This window comes from Caulobacter sp. ErkDOM-C, assembly GCF_048541825.1.
Taxonomy (GTDB): Bacteria; Pseudomonadota; Alphaproteobacteria; order Caulobacterales; family Caulobacteraceae; genus Caulobacter.
In genome coordinates this window covers 1,080,353-1,102,229 of record NZ_CP183332.1, presented here as the reverse complement: position 1 = coordinate 1,102,229, position 21,877 = coordinate 1,080,353, and the positions used below count along the sequence as shown (strand labels likewise).

The 21,877-nt window shown below is 66.9% G+C and carries 23 protein-coding genes; 7 read left to right on the top strand and 16 right to left on the bottom strand.

Going from position 1 to position 21,877, the window contains the following annotated elements; all coding sequences use genetic code 11:
* Positions 1-143 precede the first annotated feature (143 nt).
* A complete protein-coding gene (locus tag ACN2C8_RS05270) occupies positions 144-1,139 on the bottom strand; it encodes an RcnB family protein (RefSeq protein ID WP_419254779.1) in 996 nt (331 codons plus the stop codon).
* 104 nt (positions 1,140-1,243) lie between these two features.
* On the opposite strand from ACN2C8_RS05270, the gene ACN2C8_RS05265 reads away from it, so the two are divergent.
* The gene (locus ACN2C8_RS05265; protein ID WP_419254778.1) at positions 1,244-1,798 is read left to right on the top strand and encodes a DUF924 family protein; all 555 of its coding nucleotides are present in this window, start codon (positions 1,244-1,246) and stop codon (positions 1,796-1,798) included.
* 139 nt (positions 1,799-1,937) lie between these two features.
* Here the strand turns inward: ACN2C8_RS05265 and rpsD are convergent, their stop codons facing one another.
* From rpsD to ACN2C8_RS05210, 11 genes are all read right to left on the bottom strand, one after another.
* A complete protein-coding gene (gene rpsD / locus ACN2C8_RS05260; protein WP_419254777.1) occupies positions 1,938-2,555 on the bottom strand; it encodes a 30S ribosomal protein S4 in 618 nt (205 codons plus the stop codon).
* 179 nt (positions 2,556-2,734) lie between these two features.
* Complete coding sequence (locus tag ACN2C8_RS05255) at positions 2,735-3,109, bottom strand: hypothetical protein (RefSeq protein WP_419254776.1); 375 nt, start codon at positions 3,107-3,109, stop codon at positions 2,735-2,737.
* Positions 3,110-3,192: 83 nt separating this feature from the next.
* Positions 3,193-3,459 carry a type II toxin-antitoxin system RelE/ParE family toxin gene (locus ACN2C8_RS05250; protein WP_419254775.1) on the bottom strand — a complete coding sequence of 89 codons (267 nt, stop codon included), beginning with the start codon at positions 3,457-3,459 and terminating at the stop codon, positions 3,193-3,195.
* A complete protein-coding gene (locus ACN2C8_RS05245; protein WP_419254774.1) occupies positions 3,447-3,626 on the bottom strand; it encodes an antitoxin in 180 nt (59 codons plus the stop codon). The genes ACN2C8_RS05250 and ACN2C8_RS05245 overlap by 13 nt, the downstream gene beginning before the upstream one ends.
* Before the next feature lie 50 nt (positions 3,627-3,676).
* A complete protein-coding gene (gene fghA / locus ACN2C8_RS05240) occupies positions 3,677-4,510 on the bottom strand; it encodes an S-formylglutathione hydrolase (RefSeq protein ID WP_419254773.1) in 834 nt (277 codons plus the stop codon).
* A gap of 4 nt (positions 4,511-4,514) precedes the next feature.
* Positions 4,515-5,624 carry an S-(hydroxymethyl)glutathione dehydrogenase/class III alcohol dehydrogenase gene (locus ACN2C8_RS05235; RefSeq protein WP_419254772.1) on the bottom strand — a complete coding sequence of 370 codons (1,110 nt, stop codon included), beginning with the start codon at positions 5,622-5,624 and terminating at the stop codon, positions 4,515-4,517.
* A gap of 3 nt (positions 5,625-5,627) precedes the next feature.
* Positions 5,628-6,872 carry a DUF1254 domain-containing protein gene (locus tag ACN2C8_RS05230; RefSeq protein ID WP_419254771.1) on the bottom strand — a complete coding sequence of 415 codons (1,245 nt, stop codon included), beginning with the start codon at positions 6,870-6,872 and terminating at the stop codon, positions 5,628-5,630.
* A gap of 3 nt (positions 6,873-6,875) precedes the next feature.
* Complete coding sequence (locus ACN2C8_RS05225; RefSeq protein WP_419254770.1) at positions 6,876-8,153, bottom strand: DUF1254 domain-containing protein; 1,278 nt, start codon at positions 8,151-8,153, stop codon at positions 6,876-6,878.
* Positions 8,154-8,266: 113 nt separating this feature from the next.
* Positions 8,267-8,680, bottom strand: a complete 414-nt coding sequence (locus ACN2C8_RS05220) for a host attachment protein (protein WP_419254769.1) — start codon at positions 8,678-8,680, stop codon at positions 8,267-8,269.
* Between the two features lie 103 nt (positions 8,681-8,783).
* The gene (locus ACN2C8_RS05215; protein ID WP_419254768.1) at positions 8,784-9,593 is read right to left on the bottom strand and encodes an RNA methyltransferase; all 810 of its coding nucleotides are present in this window, start codon (positions 9,591-9,593) and stop codon (positions 8,784-8,786) included.
* Between the two features lie 45 nt (positions 9,594-9,638).
* The gene (locus ACN2C8_RS05210; protein ID WP_419254767.1) at positions 9,639-10,625 is read right to left on the bottom strand and encodes a hypothetical protein; all 987 of its coding nucleotides are present in this window, start codon (positions 10,623-10,625) and stop codon (positions 9,639-9,641) included.
* Positions 10,626-10,753: 128 nt separating this feature from the next.
* Between ACN2C8_RS05210 and bla the strand changes: the two genes are divergently transcribed.
* Both bla and ACN2C8_RS05200 read left to right on the top strand, forming a co-directional pair.
* On the top strand, positions 10,754-11,779 hold the full coding sequence (bla, locus tag ACN2C8_RS05205) for a class A beta-lactamase (protein WP_419254766.1): 1,026 nt from the start codon (positions 10,754-10,756) through the stop codon (positions 11,777-11,779).
* 162 nt (positions 11,780-11,941) lie between these two features.
* Positions 11,942-12,781, top strand: a complete 840-nt coding sequence (locus ACN2C8_RS05200) for a thymidylate synthase (RefSeq protein ID WP_419254765.1) — start codon at positions 11,942-11,944, stop codon at positions 12,779-12,781.
* On the opposite strand, the gene ACN2C8_RS05195 is transcribed toward ACN2C8_RS05200, so the two are convergent.
* Positions 12,778-13,800, bottom strand: a complete 1,023-nt coding sequence (locus ACN2C8_RS05195; protein WP_419254764.1) for a zinc-binding dehydrogenase — start codon at positions 13,798-13,800, stop codon at positions 12,778-12,780. The genes ACN2C8_RS05200 and ACN2C8_RS05195 overlap by 4 nt on opposite strands.
* A 94-nt stretch (positions 13,801-13,894) precedes the next feature.
* Between ACN2C8_RS05195 and ACN2C8_RS05190 the strand changes: the two genes are divergently transcribed.
* The 4 genes from ACN2C8_RS05190 (at position 13,895) to ACN2C8_RS05175 (ending at position 18,926) form a co-directional block, all read left to right on the top strand.
* Positions 13,895-14,407 carry a dihydrofolate reductase gene (locus ACN2C8_RS05190; RefSeq protein WP_419254763.1) on the top strand — a complete coding sequence of 171 codons (513 nt, stop codon included), beginning with the start codon at positions 13,895-13,897 and terminating at the stop codon, positions 14,405-14,407.
* 89 nt (positions 14,408-14,496) lie between these two features.
* Positions 14,497-15,657: a DUF3667 domain-containing protein gene (locus ACN2C8_RS05185; protein WP_419254762.1), complete on the top strand. Its 1,161-nt coding sequence runs from the start codon at positions 14,497-14,499 to the stop codon at positions 15,655-15,657.
* 202 nt (positions 15,658-15,859) lie between these two features.
* Positions 15,860-17,947, top strand: a complete 2,088-nt coding sequence (locus ACN2C8_RS05180) for an ATP-binding protein (RefSeq protein ID WP_419254761.1) — start codon at positions 15,860-15,862, stop codon at positions 17,945-17,947.
* 67 nt (positions 17,948-18,014) lie between these two features.
* Positions 18,015-18,926 (top strand): SMP-30/gluconolactonase/LRE family protein, encoded by a 912-nt coding sequence (locus ACN2C8_RS05175; protein ID WP_419254760.1) that lies wholly within the window; start codon positions 18,015-18,017, stop codon positions 18,924-18,926.
* A 37-nt stretch (positions 18,927-18,963) separates the two neighbouring features.
* Here the strand turns inward: ACN2C8_RS05175 and ACN2C8_RS05170 are convergent, their stop codons facing one another.
* From ACN2C8_RS05170 to ACN2C8_RS05160, 3 genes are all read right to left on the bottom strand, one after another.
* Positions 18,964-20,055: an NADH:flavin oxidoreductase gene (locus tag ACN2C8_RS05170; RefSeq protein ID WP_419254759.1), complete on the bottom strand. Its 1,092-nt coding sequence runs from the start codon at positions 20,053-20,055 to the stop codon at positions 18,964-18,966.
* Between the two features lie 213 nt (positions 20,056-20,268).
* A complete protein-coding gene (locus ACN2C8_RS05165) occupies positions 20,269-21,480 on the bottom strand; it encodes an acyl-CoA dehydrogenase family protein (protein ID WP_419254758.1) in 1,212 nt (403 codons plus the stop codon).
* A 5-nt stretch (positions 21,481-21,485) separates the two neighbouring features.
* Complete coding sequence (locus ACN2C8_RS05160; RefSeq protein ID WP_419254757.1) at positions 21,486-21,776, bottom strand: putative quinol monooxygenase; 291 nt, start codon at positions 21,774-21,776, stop codon at positions 21,486-21,488.
* Positions 21,777-21,877: the final 101 nt, after the last annotated feature.

Below are 21,877 nucleotides of genomic sequence, written 5' to 3'. Positions count from 1 at the left end.
TGTCGACGCGTGCTCGCGACCCGGCGGAGATTTTAGCGTGCGGCGGGCTTTGGCGCCACGCAAAGCCTGATGAAGGCCAGGGTCCTGACATGAAAAAGGGCCCCTCGCGCTGAGGGGCCCCCGTCGTTCGGTTAGTGACGTCCCTACCAGAACAGGTCGTATTGGACGCTCAGCACCTGGCCGGACCAGACGTCGACCAGGATGGCGTTGTCGCCGACCCGGACCCATTCGCAGCCGATGGGCGGGTTGGGCAGGCCATAGCGGTACCAGTCCAGATAGTACGAGGTCGAATACCAGCCGCCCGGCAGATAGTCGCCGAACGACCAGCTATGGACATACCAGCCGCGCGGCGCGCGATAGGCGCCGACCCGGTAGCGTTGCGAGGCGCGGAAGCTGGGCCGATAGCGGCGCTGGTCATAGTGCGAGCGGCCATGGTCGCGGTCGCGATAATGCCCGCCCTGCCCCGGCCGGCCACGGTCGTAGCCGCCCCTGTCGTCACGACCACGGCCCTCGCGGCCCCGGTCGTCACGGCCCCGGTCGTCACGGCCTCTGTCGTCACGGCCGCGATCCCAGCCGCCGTTGCGGTCCTGACCGCCACGCTTCCAGTCCTGACCGCCGCGATTGTCACCGCCGCCGGGCCGGCCCTGGTCGCCACGACCCTGGCCCCGATCCTCGCCGCCCCGATCCGGGCGACCACGATCCTGGCCCCCTTGATCCGGGCCACCCCGATCCGGGCGACCACCACGGTCGCCACGATCCCAGTCGGGCCGGCCGCCCGGCTGTTGCGCCTGGGGCGGGGTCGAAGCCTGCGGGGGCGTCGGCGCCTGGGGCGCGGGGCGAGCGCCGCCGCCGCCGTTCCAGTCGGGACGACCGCCACCGCGGTCGCCGCGGTCGCCACGGTCGCCACGGTCGCCACGGTCGCCACGGTCGCCACGGTCGCCACGCGGCTGGCCCTGTTCCTGACCGCCCTGGCGCTCGCCGCCTTGACGGCCGCCGCCCCGGTCGCCGCCACCGCGATCACCGCGCGGGCCGTCCTGCCGCTGTTCGCGCTGGGCCACCACCGCCGCAGCGGACCCGGCTTCCGCCGCCGCGCCGCCTAGCAGCGACAAGACCATGGCGGTCGAGATCAGACGCTTCATTTCGTGCTCCAAGGGGCCTTGTGCGCGGCCCCGGCTTTGTCCCTTGATAACAACATCGGCTGTCGCGGATGAACCGCGTTTGAACGGATATCCCAGGACTTCAGATGCCCGCTCACCCCATGGATGTTATCGGCTTCTGGCGTTCGGCCGGTCCCCGGAAATGGTTCGCCAAGGACGCGGCGTTCGATTCCATGATCGCCCTGAGGTTCGAGCAAACCCACTATAGAGCCGCCCAACGCCGTTACGACACATGGGCGCAGAGCCCCGAAGGCGCACTGGCCCTCCTGATCCTGCTGGACCAGTTCCCGCGCAATCTCTACCGCAACACCGCCCACGCCTTCGCCACCGATCCCCTGGCCCGCATGTTCGCCCGCGCTGCGCTGGCCGACGGTCACGATCAGGCCGTCGACGCGCAGGTGCGGCCGTTCTTCTACCTGCCGTTCGAGCATTCCGAAGCCCTGGCCGACCAGGAATTGAGCGTCGAGCTGTGCGCCGCCCTGCAGGCCGACAGCGGCGACGAGAACACCATGCGGTGGGCGCTTGAGCATCGCGACATCATCGCTCGCTTCAGCCGCTTTCCGCACCGCAACGCCGCCCTGGGCCGCGAGACGACACCAGAGGAGCAGGCGTTTCTCGATGAGGGCGGATTCGCGGGGTGAATGCGCGTCCATCTCTTGGGGATGTCGCGGCTGGGCTTACAGGGCGCTCGGAGGCGGCGGTGATGCCCCCCAGCGAGCAACAAAAAAGGCCCCGGATCGCTCCGGGGCCTTTGAAGTATCTCTTCGAGGTCGAGGCTTCTTACGAAGCGTAGAATTCGACGACGAGGTTGGGTTCCATCTTCACCGGGTACGGCACTTCCGACAGTTCCGGAGCGCGGACGAAGGTGGCCGACAGGCCCTTGACGTCGACGGTGATGTATTCGGCGAAGTCGCGTTCGGCCGAGACGACGGCTTCCAGCACCAGGGCCATGTTGCGCGAACGCTCACGGACGGCGATGACGTCGCCGGCCTTGCAGCGGTACGAAGCGATGTTGACGCGCTTGCCGTTCACGGTCACGTGGCCGTGGTTCACGAACTGGCGGGCGGCGAACACGGTCGGCACGAACTTGGCGCGATAGACGATGGCGTCCAGGCGCGACTCGAGCAGCGAGATGAGGTTTTCCGAGGTGTTGCCCTTGCGGCGGGCGGCTTCCTCGTAGGTGCGCGAGAACTGCTTCTCGGTCAGGTTGCCGTAGTAGCCCTTCAGCTTTTGCTTGGCGCGCAGCTGCAGACCGAAGTCGGAAACCTTCTGCTTGCGGCGCTGGCCGTGCTGGCCGGGGCCGTAGGACCGCTGGTTGACCGGCGACTTGGGCCGGCCCCAGAGGTTTTCGCCCATACGGCGGTCGATCTTGTACTTGGCGCTATGGCGCTTGGACATGTGTAGCTCTTCAGTTCGATCCGGGCCGGCGCCTCAATTAGTAGAGGCGCGATCTCAACGGCGGCGTCGCATCAGTCCGTCATATGATTCCACGCCACACGGCGAGCCGGCGGCGGGAAGGCGCGGTTTATGACGGAGGGGCGACGGGGAGTCAACTCGCGCTGCGCCTCCGAAATCACCTAGGGCCGCACGAGCGGATTGCGCACCCGCACCTTGCTGCCCCGATCCACGCCATAGGCGTCCAGCGGGAAGCGCAGGTCGACGCCCTCGGCCATCAGGGCGCGGCACAGGTCGGGCCGCTTGCGGGTGAAGGCGAAGCTCGCCGAGCCGTCGCGGCGGTTGCTCTCGACGGCGAAGTCGGCGGCGTTGGTGCAGCCGTTGGATGACACTCGGATCACCAGATCGCCCTTGTCGATGGTCGCGCCGTGGATCGGCTCGAGATCGGTCTTGGTGATGTTGACCGAGGTATCGGGGTGATCGTCGGCGTCGATGATCACACAGGCCGAGCTGGTGAAAGCCAGCGCGACAACGGCGGCAAGCGAAGCGAATTTCATGGTGATAGGTCCCCACCGGTCGAAACTTGACCGTGGAGCCAGATGAGCGTCGCCGCCTGAACCGTGGATGAATTACCGAAAGTTCACGACTGGGCCGCGTGCCGGATACGGATGACGGTCACCCTGTCGCCCATGACCTGATAGCGGATGATGTAGGGCGAAATGATCACCAGCTCCCGTATCGAGGCTGTGACCAGACGACCCCGATCAGGGTGGTTCACAAGACTGTCCCCAGCCACCCGAAGCCTGCGAGCCATGCGCTGCGCGGCGAGAGGGCTGAACTGGCCGATATAGGCCCGGATCGCGAAAAGGTCGGAAAGCGCCCGGCGCGACCAGACTACTTCAGCCACGACGCGGGCATGGGCTTTTCGTCTGGTGTCCCCCAGGTCTCAAGCCAGGCCGAGACCTCGGCATGGGGTACGACCCGGCCTGCGGCGATGTCAGCCAAACCTTCGGCGTCCGCGGCGTCTTCGGACGCGATATCCATTTCATCGAAGATGGAAGGCTCGGGAACCATGATGGCAGACTACCACAATCCACGTCAGTGACAACGGACGCCGCAAAAAATTACAATCTTTGCGCGTGCCAGGCCAGGTGCTCGCCGATGAACGACGTGATGAAGAAATAGCTGTGGTCGTAGCCCTCCTGCCGCCGCACCGAGACCTTGCGGCCGGCTTTCGCGGCGGCGGCTTCGATCAGTTCGGGCTTCAGTTGGTTTTCCAGGAAGCTGTCGGCCAGGCCCTGTTCGATCAGGATGTCGTCGAAGCTGGCCCCTGCCCCGTCCGCGATCAGGGCGCAGGCGTCGTGAGCCCGCCAGGCGGCGCGATCCTCGCCCAGATAGGCGCTCATCGCCTTGTCGCCCCACGGGCAGTTCAGCGGCGAGACGATGGGCGAGAAGGCGCTGACCGACTGGAACAGATCAGGGTTGCGCAGGGCGATGGTCAGGGCCCCGTGGCCGCCCATCGAGTGGCCGAAGATCCCGCGCCGGCCTGCGTCCAGCGAGAAGGCGCCGTCGACGGCCTCCAGCAGGTCCTTGGTCACATAGGAATACATCTGGAAGTGCGGCGCCCAGGGCGCTTGCGTGGCGTCGACATAGAAGCCCGCCCCCTGCCCCAGGTCATAGGCCGGATCATCGGCCACGCCGTCACCACGCGGCGAGGTGTCGGGCGCGACGATGGCGATCCCGAACCGCGCGGCGTGTTCATAGACGCCCGACTTGGTGGTGAAGTTGTCTTCCGTGCAGGTCAGGCCCGACAGCCAGACAAGATAGGGAAACGGCCCCTCCCCGTCGGGAACCCACACCGTGAACTTCATCGGCGTGCCGGTGCTGGCGCTGGCGTGCTTGCAGTAACGCAGGGCGCCGTCGTGCAGGCGGTGGGTGGCGGTGATTTCGACGGTCATGGAACTAGAACTCAATAACCGTCCGGATGCTCTCACCCGCGTGCATCAGGTCGAACGCCTCGTTGATGCGCTCCAGGGGCAGGACGTGGGTGATCATCGGGTCGATCTGGATCTTGCCGTCCATGTACCAGTCGACGATCTTGGGCGTGTCGGTGCGGCCGCGCGCGCCGCCGAAGGCCGTGCCCCGCCACACCCGGCCGGTGACCAGTTGGAACGGACGGGTCGAGATCTCTTTCCCCGCCTCGGCCACGCCGATGATGATGCTTTCGCCCCAGCCGCGATGGCAGGCTTCCAGCGCCTGGCGCATCACCGTGGTGTTGCCCGTGGCGTCGAAGGTGAAATCGGCGCCGCCGTCGGTCAGGGCCACCAGATGGGCGACGATGTCGCCGTCGAGGGTTTTCGGATTGACGAAGTGGGTCATGCCGAACTTGCGGCCCCAGTCCTCGCGGGCGGGATTGATGTCGACGCCGACGATCATGTTGGCGCCGGCCAGCCGGGCGCCCTGCAGGACGTTCAGCCCGATGCCGCCCAGGCCAAAGACGATGACATTGTCACCGGGCTTGACCTTGGCGGTGTTGATCGCCGCGCCCACGCCCGTGGTGACGCCGCAGCCGCAGTAGCAGGCCGACTTGAACGGCGCGTCCTTGCGGATCCGGGCCACCGCGATCTCGGGCAGGACCGTGTAGTTCGAGAAGGTCGAGCAGCCCATATAGTGGTGGATGGTCTGGCCCTTGTAGGAGAAGCGGCTCGTCCCATCGGGCATGAGTCCCTTGCCCTGAGTGGCGCGGATGGCCGTGCAGAGATTGGTCTTGCCGCTCAGGCAGCTTTTGCACTGGCGGCATTCGGGCGTGTAGAGCGGGATCACGTGGTCGCCGACCGCCAGGCTGGTGACGCCGGCCCCGACCTCGACCACCACGCCCGCGCCCTCGTGGCCCAGGATCGAGGGGAACAGGCCCTCGCTGTCCAGACCGTCCAGCGTATAGGCGTCGGTATGGCAGACGCCGGTGGCCTTGATCTCGATCAACACCTCGCCCGCCTTGGGACCTTCCAGGTCGACCTCGACGATCTCGAGCGGTTGCTTGGCGGCGAAGGCTACGGCGGCGCGGGTCTTCACGACTCAGATCTCCTCGACAGGGGGCAGGCGGTAGCCACCGTCTAGCAATTGTGGCTGCGGCAGGTAAGCGCGCATGAACAGGGCGAAGGGTCCGGCCGGCGCAGGCAGCCAATTGCTCACCCTTTCGGCGTCCGGCTCGGCATGGCCGATCCACAGGTCCAGCGAGCCGTCGGCGTTCCAGACCAGACCGGGCGTGCGGTCGCCGATGGCATAGCGGTTGATCGGGTTGTCGGTGAAGAAGAACTGCTTCTCGGGCGTGGCCTCGTACAGGCTCAGCGACCAGAACGAATCGACCGGAATAGGCCGGTCGGCCGGGATGTGCAGTCGCCAGTTGCGGGTCCCGTCGAACAGGCCCTGCCCTTGATGGCCGGCGCGCAGATAGGTGGCCTCGACCAGCGGCAGGGCCGCCAGACCGCCCAGGGCGACGGCGGCGCGCAACATGTAGTCCTGCCCAAAGTCGCCCAACTTGGCGCGCGGATAGGCCCAGCCCTCGATGAAGCCCTCGCCCGACAGTCCGCCGCCCGAGCGCGCCGCGCGGCGGCCGTCTTCCAGTCCGGCCGCGATCGCCTCGGCTTCCTCGGCGGTGAAGGCCGTCGGGTCGAACCGTCCGGTCCCGAGACCTAGCGGCGCGATGCGGCGCAGCAGGGCCACGTCGCTGGCCGGCGGCGCGTTCTGGCGCATCAGCAGGTCGGCGCTGGCGAAATAGGCCGGCCAGGCGTCGCTGCGGCGGGCATATTCGGCGACCGGCGGCGCGGCCGGGCCCTGGACGGTGAAGCCGGCCTGAACGAGGCGAGCGGCCTCCAGATCCTCAGGCCCCGTCACCAGAATGCGGGCCAGGGCCCAGACATGGCGGGTGGGCGAACGGATCACGCCGGGCCCGACGTCGGCTTCGTCGCCCGGCCCGACCAAGGTGAAGGTCCCGCCATCGGGACCGGTGGTCCGCGTGCCCAGCACCGCAAAGCTGTTGGACCAGGCGTCCATCAACTGCAGCGACACATAGCGCTCGCCACCAGCCGGCACGGTCAGGGTCAGCGGGCCTTCCGACAGGTCCAGCTGGGCGGTGGCGTAGAAGGTGTCGTTGTTGGGCGTCGTCACCGCGCGGGCGCGATGGTCAGCCAGGTTCCGCATCGAGGCGAAGGCGTTCATCGGCGATCCCACCGCCAGGCCGCGCGCCCGGACGGCGGCGATCTCGATCAGCGGCAGGGTGTAGAGGAACGCCTCGGCGGCGGCGGCGCGCAGGTCGCTCATGGTCTAGACCTTCACGATCGGGGCGAAGCGGAACTGGCCGTTCAGCAGCTCGGCCCGGGGCAGATAGGTGCGCAGGGTCATCGAGAACGGTCCCAACCTCGGTGCGGGCAGCCAGTTAGCGGAGCGATCGCCGCCCGGGTCGGTCCGGCTGATCCACAGATCCAGGGTTCCATCGGCCTGGCGCTTCAGGCCCGGCGTGCGGTCGCCGATGGCATAGCGGTCGATGGGGTTGTCGGTGAAGAAGTACTGGCCGTCGGGCGTGGCCTCATACATCGACAGCGACCAGAAGCCGTCCAGCGGCAGTTGGGCCGGCAAGGTCAGGCGATAGAGACCGTCGCCGTTATAGAGGCCGGTGTCGTTGTCGCCCCCCGCCTTCATGTACATGGCTTCGGCGACCGGCAAGGCGCCCAGGCCCTGCAGGGCGACAATGGCGCGATAGCCATAGTCGACGCCATGAAAGCCCAGATTGAGCTTGGGATAGGACCAGCCGCCGACAAAGGCCACGCGTCCCGAAGCCACCCGGGCAATCGCCTTGGCCTGGGCGACCCCGGCCGCCAGGGCGGCGGCGTCGAAGGGGCCTTCGGTCAGAAGCCCCGCCGCCCGCTGGACAAACGCGGCATCCGCTGCGCGCGGCGGGTCTGCGGCCAGCAGGGCCCGCGCGGTGGCGAAATAGGCTTCCGGCTCGGCGTCGCGTTCCAGATAGGCGGGCGGCTTTGCGGCCTTGGGTCCGCTGACCTTGAAGCCGCTCTGCACCGCGCGGGCGGCGGCCATGTCGTTTGGGCCGTCGACCAGGGTGCGCACCAGGACCCAGGCGTGGGGGGTGAGGACACGCACCACCCTGTCGCCCTCAAGGCTCTGCCCCGGACCGACGATCGTGAAGACCCCGCCCTCGCCGCCATTGACCCGCGTGCCCAGCACCGCATCGTTGTCGGTGAACATGTTGAGGATCGCCGCCGAGACATAGCGCTTGCCGCTGGGCGGGATGGTCAGGGTCACCGGCCCCTGGGTCAGGTCGATCCAGGCCAGCGAATAGAGCGTGTCGTTGTTGGGCGTGGTAACGCTGCGGTCGGTGTGATCGGAAAGCTTGCGCCGGTGATAGATCCGATTGGGTTGCGCGCCGCGCTTGAGCACCCGCGCCCGCGTCGTGGCCATCTCGATCCAGGGCAAGGCGAACAGCCAGGCGTCCCGGGCGATCGTCGCCGGCGGATCTTCGGCGGCCAGGGCCAGTCCAGGCGCGAAGCCCAGCGCGCCGGCCAGGGCCAGCAATTCCCGACGGTTCATGACGCTTCACCCCCAACGCTTGTTTGAAGAGAGGTTAGCGCCATTGCGGGTCGGGCGTCAGCCCCCTTGGGCGCAGATCCGGGGATCCGGGCCCAAGGGGAACAGACAGAATGTCAGGCCGTCGCGTCGCGACGGACGCCGTGAACCACATCCTCAAGCGTCATGATCGGGGCGTCGACCCGCTCATGGGGATTGGAGCCGATGACCTTTTGCGCGAGGCTGGGCGACAGCGCGTCGCGCAGGTGGCCCAGGGCGCGGGGCGGGGCGATCAGGATCATCTGGTTGAACGGCTGCTCGCGGGCGACGCCCTCCAGCCGGTGGGCGAGGTCCTTCACGAAGGCCCGCTCCGCCAGGTCGTGCGGATCGCCTTCATGGGGAACCGGGCCATGCGAATGGGGGTGATGCTCCTTCAGGCCAGAAAGCCATTCGGGACGATCGTGCAGCGGACCATCGATACGCGGCTGTTCCAGCAGACGCGCGCGGTGGCCATCGGCCACCACGACCAGGGTTCTTGCATCAGGGGTCATGGGTGAGGCTCCATTCACGGGTTGAGGCCCGACCCGTCGCCCCATCGAGCGCGCCCGGCCATGACATGGATCAATCGGCGGTGATCCCGGTCACGGCGCGCGCCTAGCCCTCGCCCTCACCCTTGGCCACCTTGGCCTTCTCGGCCAGCTTGGCCAGCACCCGGCCCCGGCCCCGCGAGAGGGCGGTGACCATGCCCCGGAAGGTGCGGACCTCCTGCTCGGTCAGCCGCGCCCGGGCCAGCGGCGCGCGCAGGTTGCGGACCATAGAGGGCTTCTTTTCCGGCGGATGATAGAAGCCGGCCTTTTCCAGCTCGTCTTCCATCTGGCCATACAGGCCCAGCAACGACGACTGGTCGGCAGGGTCGTCAACATTCTGCTCGAACTTGACCCACGGCCGGTCATCGACCGTCATCTTCCACTCATAGGCGGTGATCGACACGGCCTGGGCCAGGTTCAGCGAGCGGAAGCGCTCGTCGATGGGGATGCTGACAATACCCTGGCACAGGGCGATGTCGTGGGTCTCGAGCCCGGCGCGTTCGCCGCCGAACAGCAGGCCGACCGCGCGGCCCTGGGCGACATCGTCCGACAGCTGGGCGGCGGCCTCGCGCGGGGTCAGCACCGGCAGGCGCGTCTCGCGCGGGCGGGCCGTGGTGGCGAACACCAGTTTCAGATCGCCGATAGCCTCCTCCAGGGTGTCGAACACCTTGGCGTTGTCCAGCGGCCAGTCGGCGCCGGAGGCCGAGGGCCAGGCGCGCTCCTGCGGCCAGCCGTCGCGCGGCCGCACCAGGCGCAGGTCGGCCAGACCGAAATTGGCCATCACGCGGGCGACCGCGCCGATGTTCTCGGCCATCTGCGGCTCGTTGAGGATCACGCAGGGGGGAGCCGACCGAGGGGAGGAAGAAGCATCGCTCATTCCTCCCTTTGCCGTCCCCGGCCGCCCCGGCGCAAGTCCCTGTCGTCAGGCGGCGGCGTCCAGCGCCACATCCTTGGGGCCGTAGCCGGGACGCCAGGCGATACAGTCCGGCGCCGAAAGGTCGACGTCGAACATGCGCGGATGGGCGGCCAGGGCGTCGTGGCGGATCGGCGCGACCTTCTTGAGCAGCTTTGACGCGGCCCAATAGACCGGCTGCAGCACCTTGGGCGTGGCGCGGGTCTTGGGTGACAGGCCAAGCGACCGGCGCATGACGCCCTGGGTGTAGAAGGTGCCGTTGGTCATCATCGAGGTCGGGGTCGTGAATTCGACGGACACCGAAACATTGAAGGTCTCGGCATTCACCACGCGGTGCGGCGCATGCAGCGGCCAGGTGACGCCGCTGCCCGGCGTCAGGCGCACCGGATCGGCGCCGGCGTCCAGACCGGCGTGGTAGGGAATGTCGCCCAGGTTCTGGCGCATCACGACCGCCTCGTAGTCGACGTCGGCCAGATAGGGCTCGACGGGCGGATACAGGTACATCGTCTTCTGGCCGCGCAGGTGCCAAAGCATCGTCTCGGCCTGATCGCAGTGGTAAAAGACTTGGCAGCTCGGCGCGGAGATCAGAACCGAGCCATGCGCGCGCAAGATCCTCGCGCCGGTCGCCTTGGAGAACTCGGCCAGCAATTGGTCCAGCACCGGCCTGTAGAGTGGGTTCTCGTTCATCGCCCGGCGAACGTTCAGCCAAAGGCGCCCGCGATGGGTGGCCTCGATCAGGTCGGCGCCGCTCAGGCCCTTGGCCTCGCCGCCGGCCCAGGTCTCGTTTGACATCGGCTTGCGGCTCATCGTGCAGATATCGAGGCTGTCGCGCGGATGGCTGTCGATCAGGCGCGCAAGCGCCTCGTCGGTGAACAGGCCGGTCTCCAGCAACCGGTGCTGGAAGGTGACGACCTCGCGCCGGAACAGGCTTCGCTTTTCGTCGGTCCAGTCTGCCAGAAGGGTCGAGGGCGCGGCGCTGACGCAAACGTCGGTCATGAGGTTGGGTCCTTTTGATGCAACCGAGAGCTTCATCAGCAAGGAGCGCGCCACACGACAACGGTGAATGGGCCCGTTTCCGACCCCGGCGCGTTAAAAGCTCAGCTCCAGCCCAAGAGACCTCGCCGATGCTGCGCCGCGCCTTCCTCGTTTCCACCCCGGCCGTGATGGCTGCCTGGGTCGGCGCCTGCAGCGAAAAGCCCATGCTGGGCCAGCTAGAGCCGGTGTTCGACGTCGAGGCCCTGACCCAGAGCCTGCAGGCCCTGGCCGACCGCGCCGCCCCCGGCATGCTGGGCGTGGCGGTGCGCGACGCCCAGACCGGCCAGACCGTAACCTTCAACGGCGAGCGGCGCTTTCCGCTGCAGAGCGTGTTCAAGGCCCCGCTGGGCGCGGCCGTGCTGTCGGAGGTCGACAAGGGCCGCATCCGCCTGGACGAGGTGGTGACGATCCGCGACATCGACCTGTCGCCGCCCTTCAGCCCGATCGCCGAGGCCTGGCCCGGGCGGACCGACTACACGATCGCGCAGTTGCTGGAAGCGGCCAGCGGGACCAGCGACAACACCGCCGCCGATGTGCTGCTCAACAGGATCGGCGGGCCGGGCGCCCTGACCGCCTGGCTAAACCAAAACAACATTCATGACTTCCGGATCGATCGCTATGAGCGACAGCTGCAGCCCGAGATTTCGGGCGTGGCCTCGTTCCGCGCCGACTGGCGGGGCCCGGCCTACAAGTCCGTCCTGATGGCGGTTCCGGAAGCGACGCGCCGCAGGGCCATGACCGACTATCTGGCCGATCCGCGCGACACGGCCACCCCCGGCGCTGCCGTGCGCTTCCTGGCGGCGCTGCAGGCGGGTCAGCTGATCTCCCGGGCCTCGACCGATCGGCTGCTGGCCATCATGACGGCGACGACCACCGGACAGGGCCGCCTGAAGGCCGCTTTGCCCGAAGACGCCAGCCTGGCCCACAAGACGGGCAGCGCCCGCACCGACCTGGGCATGACCCCGGCCAGCAACGACATCGGCCTCTACCGCCTCAAGGACGGTCGCCAGTTCGCGGTGGCGGTGTTCCTCAGCGGCTCGACGGCGCCGGACGCTGTACGCGACGCGGTGATCGCCGATGCAGGACGGACCGTACTGAAGGCGGCCAAGGCTTGAGGCCCCTGGGCCGCTGACTTTTGGCGGATCAGCTTTGGGAGCCTCTCTCACCGACAAAGGGCCCACAAAAGGCGAAGTCAGGTCGGGAAAATGGTTTCACCGCTGTGGACCGTTCCTGCCTCGCACTGTGCAAACCATCGATTCGCAGCCACTCTGCGGGTCATGAGCACCGCCGTCCTCGCCCCGCCGAAAGCCGCCGCCGACCATCCCGAGCGGCAGTATCTGAACCTGCTCGCCGATATCCTGGAAAACGGCGTCCAGCGCGGCGACCGCACGGGCACCGGCACGCTGGGCGTATTTGGCCGGCAGATCCGCTTTGACCTGTCCAAGGGCTTCCCCGTCCTGACCACCAAGAAGCTGCACCTGCGCTCGATCTTCGTCGAGCTTTTGTGGTTCCTGCGCGGCGACACCAATGTGCGCTGGCTGCAGGAGAACGGCTGCAAGATCTGGGACGAGTGGGCCGACGAGAACGGCGATCTGGGGCCGGTCTATGGCAAGCAGTGGCGCTCGTGGGCCACGCCGAACGGCGGCTCGATCGACCAGATCCAGACCCTGATCGAGGGCCTGAGGACCAATCCCAACAGCCGCCGCCATATCGTGTCAGCCTGGAACCCGGCCGATGTCGAGGACATGGCCCTGCCGCCCTGCCACTGCCTGTTCCAGTTCTTCGTCGCCGATGGGAAGCTCAGCTGCCAGCTCTATCAGCGCAGCGCCGACGTCTTCCTGGGCGTGCCGTTCAACATCGCCTCCTATGCCCTGCTGACCCTGATGGTGGCGAAGGTCGTGGGGCTGGAGCCGGGCGAGTTCGTCCACACCTTCGGCGACGCTCACCTGTATCTGAACCACCTGGACCAGGCCCGCGAACAGCTGACCCGCGAGCCCTTCCCCTTCCCCACCCTGACCCTCGCCGACAAGCGCGACCTGTTTGGGTTTGAGTACGCGGACTTCACGCTGGAGGGCTACGAGGCCCACCCGCACATCAAGGCCGAGGTCTCGGTCTAGGGCTTGAGGACGATCTTCCCCGCCACCCCGGCCGACTGCAGCAGGTCCTGGGCCTTGGCCGCCTCGGCCAGGGGGAAGGTCGCGCCGATCTGCGGGTTGAGCCGACCCGCACCGATCAGGGCCATCACCGCTGCCAGATCCTGCCGATAGGCGTCCGGCCGCGCGTCACGCCATGAGGTGACATTGTAGCCGACCACACCCTGACTGGCCGTGAACAGCTTCAGCGCCGACAACCGGTCAGCCATCAGCATCTTGATCATCGCCGCAGGCCGCATCTTGCCACCCTTGGTGGCGTCGTAGCCGCCATAGAGCACGGCCGTACCGCCGTCGCGCAGGGCGGCGATCGAGGCCGTCTTCAGGTGCGGGCCGCCAACATGGTCAAAGGCCGCGACCACGCCGCCGCCTGAGATGGCGCGAGCGCGCTCGGCGACGGGCTCCCGGCGATAGTCGACATAGACCCCGCCCTTGGCCTCGACCACGGCGCGCTTGCCCGCCGAGGCCGTGCCGATGGCCCGAACGCCCGCCAGACGGGCCAGATCCAGCAGCAGGCCGCCGACGCCGCCCGCGGCGCCGTGCACCAGAACCCACTCACCCGCCTGGGCCGAGGCGACGTGGTGAAACATCTGCCAGGCCGTCAGGCCGTTGAGCACCCCGGCCACCAGGGCCTCGGCGGCCACGCCCTCGGGCGCGGCGACCAGATGACGGACCTGGACATTGCGGCGATCGGCATAGGAGCCCGTGACGGTCAGGGCGGCCACACGCTGCCCCACCGCAAGGCCTTCGCCCCCCGGTCCCAGCGCCTCGATCCGGCCGACCAGATCATAGCCCGGCGTCACCGGCGCCTTGACCCCGGGATAGAGCCCGGTGCGCATGACGATGTCGGCGAAGGCGACGCCCGCCGCCTCGATCGCGACCCGCGCCTCGCCCGCCCCGGGCGGATCCAGCACGACGGAGCGTCTCTGCAGAACCTCGACGCCGCCGGTGCGGGCCATGTGCATCTCGAAGGCCGATATGGTCATGCTAGTTCTCCCCGGACGCAAGTTAACGATGTTCAGATAACTGGCAAGGTCTCTTGGCTGGCGTCAGTGAAGGGGCAGGGTTAAGCAGGGGATCATGATCCCACTCCTCTCCATCGTGGTGGCGCGCGCCGCCAACGGCGTCATCGGTCGTGATGGCGACCTGCCCTGGCGGTTGAAGTCAGACCTCGCCCTCTTCAAGGCCAACACCTTGGGCAAGCCGATCATCATGGGCCGCAAGACCTGGGACAGCCTGCCCAAGAAGCCCCTGCCCGGCCGCATGAACCTGGTGCTGACACGCGACGGCAGCTTCGAGTCGGAGAAGGCCGTGGTCTGCGAGAGTTTCATGGAAGCCGTGCAAATGGCCCGCGAGCAGGCCCAGGACGATGGCGTCGACGAGGTCTGCGTGATCGGCGGCCGGGCACTGTTCGAAATGGCCCTGCCCAAGGCCAAGCGGCTCTACATCACCGAAGTCGACGCCACGGTGGACGGCGACGTGACCTTCCCCGAGTTCGACGAGGCAGACTGGCGTGAGGTTCGGCGCGAAGCGCATCCTGCCAGCGAGGGCGATGACCACGCTTTCATCTTCCGGGTGCTGGATCGGCGCTAAAACCATCGCTGCGTGCGCGAGCGACCGCTAATCTTTTGACGGTCGCGCCCTGCCAAGGCAAACAGAGCGCGGGCAACGGGGCGGGACTTATGGTGGACTTGGATGCGGCCGGCGGTGCGGTCACCGGCGGCCTGATTGGCGGCGCTCTGGAAAGGCCGGAGGGCAAGGCCGGCGAGGCTCATTCCGGCGCCTGCACCGATTGCGGTCAAACCGTCAGCGACAATTTCTGCGCCCATTGCGGTCAGCCGACCCACGTTCACCGCTCGCTGCTGCATCTGGGCGAGGAACTGCTGCACGGCGTGATGCACTTTGACGGGCGCATCTGGCGCACCGTGCCCTTGCTGGTGCTGAACCCTGGCCGCCTGACCCGCGAATGGGTCGAGGGCAAGCGGTCGCGCTATGTGTCGCCGCTGGGCCTGTTCCTGTTCACGATCTTCCTGATGTTTTTCATCCTGAGCTTTGGCGGCGGCAAGGCCTTCGACAGGGGCGCTGTCAACGAGCGGCTGGACGAGGCGCGTCAGACCGTCGCCACCGCCCGTCAGGAGGTCGCCGAGGCCAGGACAGGCCTCGCCGGCGCAGAGCGCAAGGTCGCGACCGCCAAGCCGGCTCAGGCCGAGGACGCAAAGGCGGAACTGGACAAGGCCAAGTTGGACTTCGACGCCGCGGCAGACGATCTGGCCGACGCCAGCAACCGCGTCACCCGCCTGGAAGGCGTCAAGGCGGCCGGACCCCGGGCGGACGGTCTGGAGCCGGGCAGCTGGCAGGCCGAGATGCACGACGCCGTGGTGAAAGATGACGTCAAGCTTCAGGTTATCGGCGGCAAAGAGACGAACAAGAAGATTCTCAAAAAATTGGCGAACCCCGACCTCGCCTTGTACAAATTACAGCAGACGCTCTACAAATATTCGTTTCTTTTAGTGCCACTATCCATACCGTTTATGGCTCTATTGTTCCTGTGGAAGCGAGGTTTCACGCTGTATGACCATGGCGTATTCGTGCTGTACTCGCTGACGTTCATGGCGATGATGAGCATGGTGGCCAGCCTGATTGGCCTGATCCCGTGGCTCAGCAGCACCGTGGCCCTGACCGCCATGATCGCCACGCCGGTCCACATGTTCGCGCAACTGAAGGGCGCCTATGGCCTGTCGACCTTCTCGGCGGTCTGGCGCACTTTCTTCCTGCTGATCTTCTGCGCCATCGCCCTTTCGCTGTTCCTCGCAGCGATCATCCTTTTGGGCTTGGGCAGCTAGAGCGTTATTCGGCGAAGTGGATACCGGTTCGCCGCCGGAACAACGCGTCAAAACAAGAATCTAGAGCAAACGACATGATTCAATCATGGCGACCTTTGCTCTAGATCGAGCCTGATCCCTGCGACACCGGGCCGCGACCGCGCCTTAACCAAAAAATCCGAGTCGCTGGGTAAAGGTCGGCCTGCGGTAAGAGAAGGTCTGCGTGTCAAAAAGCGTTCATCTCCAAAAGGCGTCGGCCAACTGGCGAAAGCTGGCGGGCCTCTCGCTCGCCTACACCGCCTGCATGGGATACAGCCTGCTGCTGGCTGAGGCGGCCAGCGGCCTGCCCACCATCTGGACGGCGAATGCGGTCGTGGTCGCGGGGCTTCTGGTCCTGCCACGCTCGGATCGCTCGGCGCTGCTGGGCCTGACCTTGCTGTTGCATGTGCTGATCCAGCTGCCCTTCGGCATGCCCTTGCCTCACCTGCTTCTGATCTCTTGCCTCGACACGCTCCAGGTCGCCGCCATCGCTACGGTCTTGCGCATACTGCGGCTTCCCGGCCGCGTGCGCGACATGCGCAGCCTGACGCTGCTGGTGTCGATCTCGGCGCTCCTGACGGCGGCATCCTCGGTTTGCATCAGCGGCCTGCTCGCCGTCCTGCGAGGGCAGGCCTTCTGGGCGGGCTGGAACGACTGGACGATGCCAAATGTTCTGGGGATGGCTCTGGCCCTGCCCACCGTGCTGATCCTGCTCGACACCCGCCTCATGCGGGGTTTCCGGCTCCGCCCGCTTGAGGCTTCGGCCATGGCCCTGATCGCAGCGCTGACTGCCGCCGCCGTGTTTTCCAACCAGCCGCTCCTGCAGTCGCTGCTGTTCGCACCCGCGCTGCTGGCGGTGTTCCGGGGCGGACCGCGCGCCGTAGCCCTGGTCGTCACGGCGTCCCTGGCGGCCACGATCCCCGCGGTGATCCGCAAGACCGGGATCGATCCCGACATTGCCCTGCCGCCGCTGCGCCAGGCGCTGCTGTTCCACATCGTCCTCTATGCCGTGTGCATGGTCGCTGGCCTGGCGCTCAGCCGCCAGGCTCGATTGCAGGTCCTGCTGCTGCGCGGCCAGGCCGTCGCGCGGGCCGCGCAGGCGCGGGCCATCGCCGCCAACGCCGCCAAGTCGGACTTCCTGGCGACGATCAGCCATGAGATCCGCACCCCGCTCAACAGCGTGCTGGGCTTTGCCGGCCTGGTCGCCGACGATCCTGGCCTGTCAGCAGAGAGCCGCCGGCGGCTGGACCTGGTTGGCCGCGCCGGGCGATCGCTGGCCGAGATCGTCAATGACCTGCTGGACTTCGCCAAGGTCGAGGCGGGCCGAATGGACCTGAACCTGGCGCCCGCCTCTCCCGCGCGATTGCTGGGCGACGCCGTGGCGATCGTTGCGCCCGCGGCAGAGGCCAAGGGCCTTCGCCTGACCGTCAGCCTCCACGGCGACAAAGCGGGGCAGCCCGCATTCTTCGCCCTCGATGAGGTGCGCCTGGGCCAGGTGCTGCTGAACCTGCTGGCCAACGCCGTGAAGTTCACGGCCGCCGGCGAAGTGTCGGCGCGCATGGATCTGGACCCGTCAGCCGGAACCATCCGTTTCGAGATCGCCGACACCGGCATCGGCATCGCGTCCGAGGTGCAGTCTCGCCTCTTCCAGCGCTTCAGCCAGGCCGACAGCTCGATCAGCCGCAGCTATGGCGGCGCGGGTCTGGGCCTGGCGATCAGCAAGGCCCTGATCAACCAGATGGGCGGCCAGATCGGCGTTCACAGCGTCCCAGACCAGGGTTCGCGGTTCTGGATCACCCTGCCGGCGACGCCGGTCATGGCGACCGAAGCGCCCGAGGCCGGCAGTCTGGAGATGGTCACCCCTGGGGCGTCTCGCGTGCTGCTGGTTGACGATCATCCGATGAACCGGGAACTGGGCCACGCGCTGCTGACCCTGGCCGGCTGCGTCGTCACCACCGCCGAGGACGGCGTCCAGGCCGTGGCCTTTGCCCGCGATGGCGGCTTCGACCTGATCCTGATGGATGTCCACATGCCAAACATGGACGGTCTGGCCGCCACTCGCGCCATCCGGGCCCTGCCCGGCGCCGTGGCCAGCACCCCGATCATCGCCCTGAGCGCCGACGTCATGCCCGAGCAGATCGCGCGCTGCCGACTGGCGGGCATGGACGACCACGTCGCCAAACCCATCCACCGGGAAAGCCTGATCGCCGCCGTGATGCGAGCCCTTGACCCCGAACCGGCCGGGCCAAGCGCTGCCCTTGGGTCATCCTAGCCCCGCGTCGAAACAGGCGTCTATAGTCTCCCCATCCGCCCGTCAGAGGCGCACAGGGAGAGACGTGATGGATATCGAACTGGTGGCCGAAGGCCTGCTGTTTCCGGAAGGCCCGATCGCCATGGCCGACGGCTCGGTGATCCTCACCGAGATCCAGGGCCAGCGGCTGAGCCGCATCACCCCGGACGGCCAGCGCGAGACGGTGGCGCAGACCGGCGGCGGTCCCAACGGCGCAGCCATCGGTCCCGATGGCGCGATCTATGTCACCAACAATGGCGGCAGTTTCCAGTTCATCGACATGGGCGGCCTGAACGTGCCCGGCCCTACCCCGCCCAGCCACACGGGCGGGTCGATCCAGCGGGTGGATCTGGCGACCGGCGCAATCACGACGCTCTACACCGAATGCGACGGCAAGGCCCTGGTGGGCCCCAACGACCTGGTGTTCGACAAACAGGGCGGGTTCTGGTTCACCGACCACGGCTGCAGCACACCCGAGGGCCGCAAGTTCGGCGCGCTCTACTACGCCCTGACCGATGGCTCGAGGATCACGCGGCAGCGCGACCACTTCGTCTCGCCCAACGGCGTGGGCCTCTCGCCCGACGAAAAGACCGTCTACATGGCCGACACCTCGCTGGGACGGCTGTGGTCCTTCGACATCGCCGAGCCGGGCGTTTTGGCCCCGGCCGCCGGCTTCGCGCCCGGCAATGTGGTCTGCAACCTGCCGGGCTATCAGCTGCTCGACAGTTTGGCGGTCGAGGCCGGCGGTAAGGTCTGCGTGGCGACCATCATCAATGGCGGGATCACCGCCTTTGCTACCGACGGGTCGACCGAGCACTTTGCCTTCCCGGACGTGATCGTCACCAATATCTGCTTTGGCGGGGCGGACATGCGTGATGCGTGGATCACGGCCTCGGGGACCGGCAAGCTCTACAAGACACGGTGGCCGAGGCCTGGGCTGAAGCTGAACTTCAACGGGTAGGGAAAAGCCCTCCCCCTTCAGGGGGAGGGCAGAAAACCTAGTAAAGAACGCCCAGAGCTTCGCGTTCGAAGTTCTTCAGTTCGTCATTGCGGCCATCGCGGATCTTCACGACCCACTCCGGATCCTGCAGCAAGGCGCGGCCCACGCCGACCAGGTCAAACTCGCCGCGATCCAGGCGCTCCAGCAGACCATCGATTGAGGCCGGTTGGCTGCCTTCGCCGCCGAAGGCCGCGATGAACTCGCCCGACAGGCCCACCGAGCCGACGGTGATGGTCGGGGCGCCGGTCAGCTTCTTGGCCCAGCCGGCGAAGTTCAGGTCGCTGCCCTCGAACTCCGGCTCCCAGAAGCGGCGCTGGCTGCAGTGGAAGATGTCTGCGCCGGCGTCGGCCAGGGGCGAAAGCCAGGCCTCCAGCTCCTGCGGGGTGGGGGCGTTCTTGACCGCGTAGTCCTGCTGCTTCCACTGCGAGATGCGGATGATCACCGGATAGTCCGGGCCAACGGCGGCTCGAACGGCCTTCAGGATCTCGGCGGCGAAGGTGCTGCGCTCACGAATGGTCGGACCGCCGAAGGCGTCGTCGCGGACATTGGTGCCGTCCCAGAAGAACTGGTCGATCAGATAGCCATGCGCGCCGTGCAGTTCGATGGCGTCAAAGCCCAGCAGCTTGGCGTTGCGGGCGGCGTCGGCGAAGGCGGCGATGGTATCGGCCACCTCTTCGTCCGTCATCGGCTCGGTGAAGGGGTTGCCGCCGGCCTTGGACAGGCCAGAGGGGCTGTCGATCTTGCCCAGGACGTCTTTACCCTTGGCGGCGCCGACGTGCCAAAGCTGGGGCGCGATCAGGCCGCCGGCGGCGTGAACCTCGTCAACCACCTTTTTCCAGGCCGCCAGTTCCTTCTCACCGTGAAAGCGCGGAACATTGGCGTCGTTCAGCGAGGCGTCGCGGGCCACGCCCGTGCCTTCGGTGATGATCAGCCCGACCTGGTTCTCGGCGCGCCGACGATAATAGGCGGCCACGTCGTCGGTGGGCACGCCGCCTGGCGAGAACGACCGGGTCATCGGCGCCATCACCACCCGGTTGGGCATTTTCAGCGCCTTGAATTCGAACGGCTTGAAGAGAGAGTCGAGGGCCATGGGGCGCTCCGAAGGAGGGTCGGTGTTGGGAGAGGTTATGGAGCGGGTTGCGATTATGGACTATGCAGAAAATCTGCAACCGACCCTGTGTCTGGTTGAGAGGCCAGACGTCCCTCGAAGCCTGCTTCGCGGGTGCCTCAGGATGAGGAAATCAGAACAGAATCTCCTCATCCTGAGGTCTGCGCCATCGGCGAGCCTCGGAGGATGATGGGGCTAAAGCCCCAGCACCATCTTGGCCATGATGTTGCGCTGGATCTCGTTGGATCCGGCATAGATCGACGCCTTACGGTAGTTGAAATAGCTGGGCGCGGCCGGCGCAGCATAGTCGGGACCGGCCCGGCCCTCGTTGGTCGGGGCCCAGGTGTCGCGGACGAACGGCGCGGCATAGGTTCCGACCGCCTCCAGGGTCAGTTCGGTGATGGCCTGTTGGGCCTCCGAGCCCACGCATTTCAGCATCGACGAGACCGGCCCCACCGCCTTGCCAGCGCTGCGACCCGAGAAGATCCGCAGTTCTGCAGCGTTGAGCGCCTCGACCGAAATCTCCAGATTGGCGATTTTGGAACGGAAGTCCGGGTCGTCGATCAGGCGCCCGCCGTCGTCGGCCAGTTCCAGGGTTGCGATCTTGCGCACCTTGCGGATCATGTTCATCAGGCCCGGCGCATAGGCGTTGCCGCGCTCGAACTCGAGCAGGTACTTGGCGTAGGTCCAGCCCTTGTTCTCCTCGCCGATGCGATTGGCGATCGGCACGCGGACATTGTCGAAGAAGACCTGATTGATCTCCTGCTCGCCCTCGGCGGGGCCATCCAGGGTCGGCAGCGGCTTGATCTGGATGCCGGGGCTGTCCATGCGCAGCAGCAGGAAGCTGATGCCGCTCTGCGGCTTGCCTTCGTTGGATGTGCGCACCAGGCAGAACATCCAGTCAGCCCACTGGGCCTGGGTGGTCCAGATCTTCGAGCCGTTCAGCACATAGTCGTCGCCGTCGCGCTCGGCCTTCATCTGCAGGCTGGCCAGATCCGATCCCGAGCCGGGCTCCGAATAGCCCTGGCACCACCAGATGTCGGACGACAGGATCGCCGGCAGGTGCTGCTGCTTCTGCTCTTCGGTGCCGAACGCCAGGACCACCGGCGCGCACATCTTCAGGCCCATGGGCGAGGGGTTGGGCGTGCCAGCCAGGCTCAATTCCATGTTGAAGATGTAGCGCTGCGAAGCGGTGAAGTCGCAACCACCCCACTCCACCGGCCAGTCAGGCGCGGCCCAGCCACGCTCGGCCAGCTTCTTTTGCCATTTCACCTGGCCGGCCTTGTCCAGATAACCGTTCTTGGACTGGCTCATCTGCCGGCGCAGATCGTCGTCATAGGCGCCGGCGATCCAGGCGCGGACCTCCTGCTGGAAGGCCAGGTCTTCAGGTGAAAAAGCGAGATCCATGGCTGCTACTCCACCGCGTCCAGATATTCGATCTCGGGACGACCGGCCATGAACGGCCCCATCGCCACACCGCCGGCCTTGAAATAGTCGGTGCCGCCGTGCGCCTTCAGGTCATCCATCGAGGCATAGAGCTCCAGAACCTTGTAGGTTCCGGCCTCGGTCTTGCTCTTGGTCAACTGGTACAGCAGGCAACCCGACTCATTGGCCTTCACCTTGGCCGCCAGATCCAGGAACACCGCTTCGAATTCTGAGGTCTTTTCGACCTGGACCTTCAAGGTCGCCACTACACCGATCATCCTCGCCTCCCAACGCTTGTTTGAAAGCAGCATCGGCCACACCGAGGCTCGCCGCAAGGGCGACGTTGGGGAAGCGCGATGAAACCGCCGCCAAACGCGCA

Coding starts and splice junctions, on each gene's coding strand:
- ACN2C8_RS05215 (WP_419254768.1), bottom strand. CDS start 9,593: ATGAGCGATGCTTCTTCCTCCCCTCGGTCGGCTCCCCCCTGCGTGATC.
- ACN2C8_RS05170 (WP_419254759.1), bottom strand. CDS start 20,055: ATGGCCCTCGACTCTCTCTTCAAGCCGTTCGAATTCAAGGCGCTGAAA.
- ACN2C8_RS05175 (WP_419254760.1), top strand. CDS start 18,015: ATGGATATCGAACTGGTGGCCGAAGGCCTGCTGTTTCCGGAAGGCCCG.
- rpsD (WP_419254777.1), bottom strand. CDS start 2,555: ATGTCCAAGCGCCATAGCGCCAAGTACAAGATCGACCGCCGTATGGGC.
- ACN2C8_RS05190 (WP_419254763.1), top strand. CDS start 13,895: ATGATCCCACTCCTCTCCATCGTGGTGGCGCGCGCCGCCAACGGCGTC.
- ACN2C8_RS05265 (WP_419254778.1), top strand. CDS start 1,244: ATGCCCGCTCACCCCATGGATGTTATCGGCTTCTGGCGTTCGGCCGGT.
- ACN2C8_RS05195 (WP_419254764.1), bottom strand. CDS start 13,800: ATGACCATATCGGCCTTCGAGATGCACATGGCCCGCACCGGCGGCGTC.
- ACN2C8_RS05220 (WP_419254769.1), bottom strand. CDS start 8,680: ATGACCCCTGATGCAAGAACCCTGGTCGTGGTGGCCGATGGCCACCGC.
- ACN2C8_RS05255 (WP_419254776.1), bottom strand. CDS start 3,109: ATGAAATTCGCTTCGCTTGCCGCCGTTGTCGCGCTGGCTTTCACCAGC.
- ACN2C8_RS05230 (WP_419254771.1), bottom strand. CDS start 6,872: ATGAGCGACCTGCGCGCCGCCGCCGCCGAGGCGTTCCTCTACACCCTG.
- ACN2C8_RS05160 (WP_419254757.1), bottom strand. CDS start 21,776: ATGATCGGTGTAGTGGCGACCTTGAAGGTCCAGGTCGAAAAGACCTCA.
- ACN2C8_RS05210 (WP_419254767.1), bottom strand. CDS start 10,625: ATGACCGACGTTTGCGTCAGCGCCGCGCCCTCGACCCTTCTGGCAGAC.
- ACN2C8_RS05225 (WP_419254770.1), bottom strand. CDS start 8,153: ATGAACCGTCGGGAATTGCTGGCCCTGGCCGGCGCGCTGGGCTTCGCG.
- ACN2C8_RS05270 (WP_419254779.1), bottom strand. CDS start 1,139: ATGAAGCGTCTGATCTCGACCGCCATGGTCTTGTCGCTGCTAGGCGGC.
- ACN2C8_RS05245 (WP_419254774.1), bottom strand. CDS start 3,626: ATGGTTCCCGAGCCTTCCATCTTCGATGAAATGGATATCGCGTCCGAA.
- fghA (WP_419254773.1), bottom strand. CDS start 4,510: ATGACCGTCGAAATCACCGCCACCCACCGCCTGCACGACGGCGCCCTG.
- ACN2C8_RS05165 (WP_419254758.1), bottom strand. CDS start 21,480: ATGGATCTCGCTTTTTCACCTGAAGACCTGGCCTTCCAGCAGGAGGTC.
- ACN2C8_RS05200 (WP_419254765.1), top strand. CDS start 11,942: ATGAGCACCGCCGTCCTCGCCCCGCCGAAAGCCGCCGCCGACCATCCC.
- bla (WP_419254766.1), top strand. CDS start 10,754: ATGCTGCGCCGCGCCTTCCTCGTTTCCACCCCGGCCGTGATGGCTGCC.
- ACN2C8_RS05185 (WP_419254762.1), top strand. CDS start 14,497: ATGGTGGACTTGGATGCGGCCGGCGGTGCGGTCACCGGCGGCCTGATT.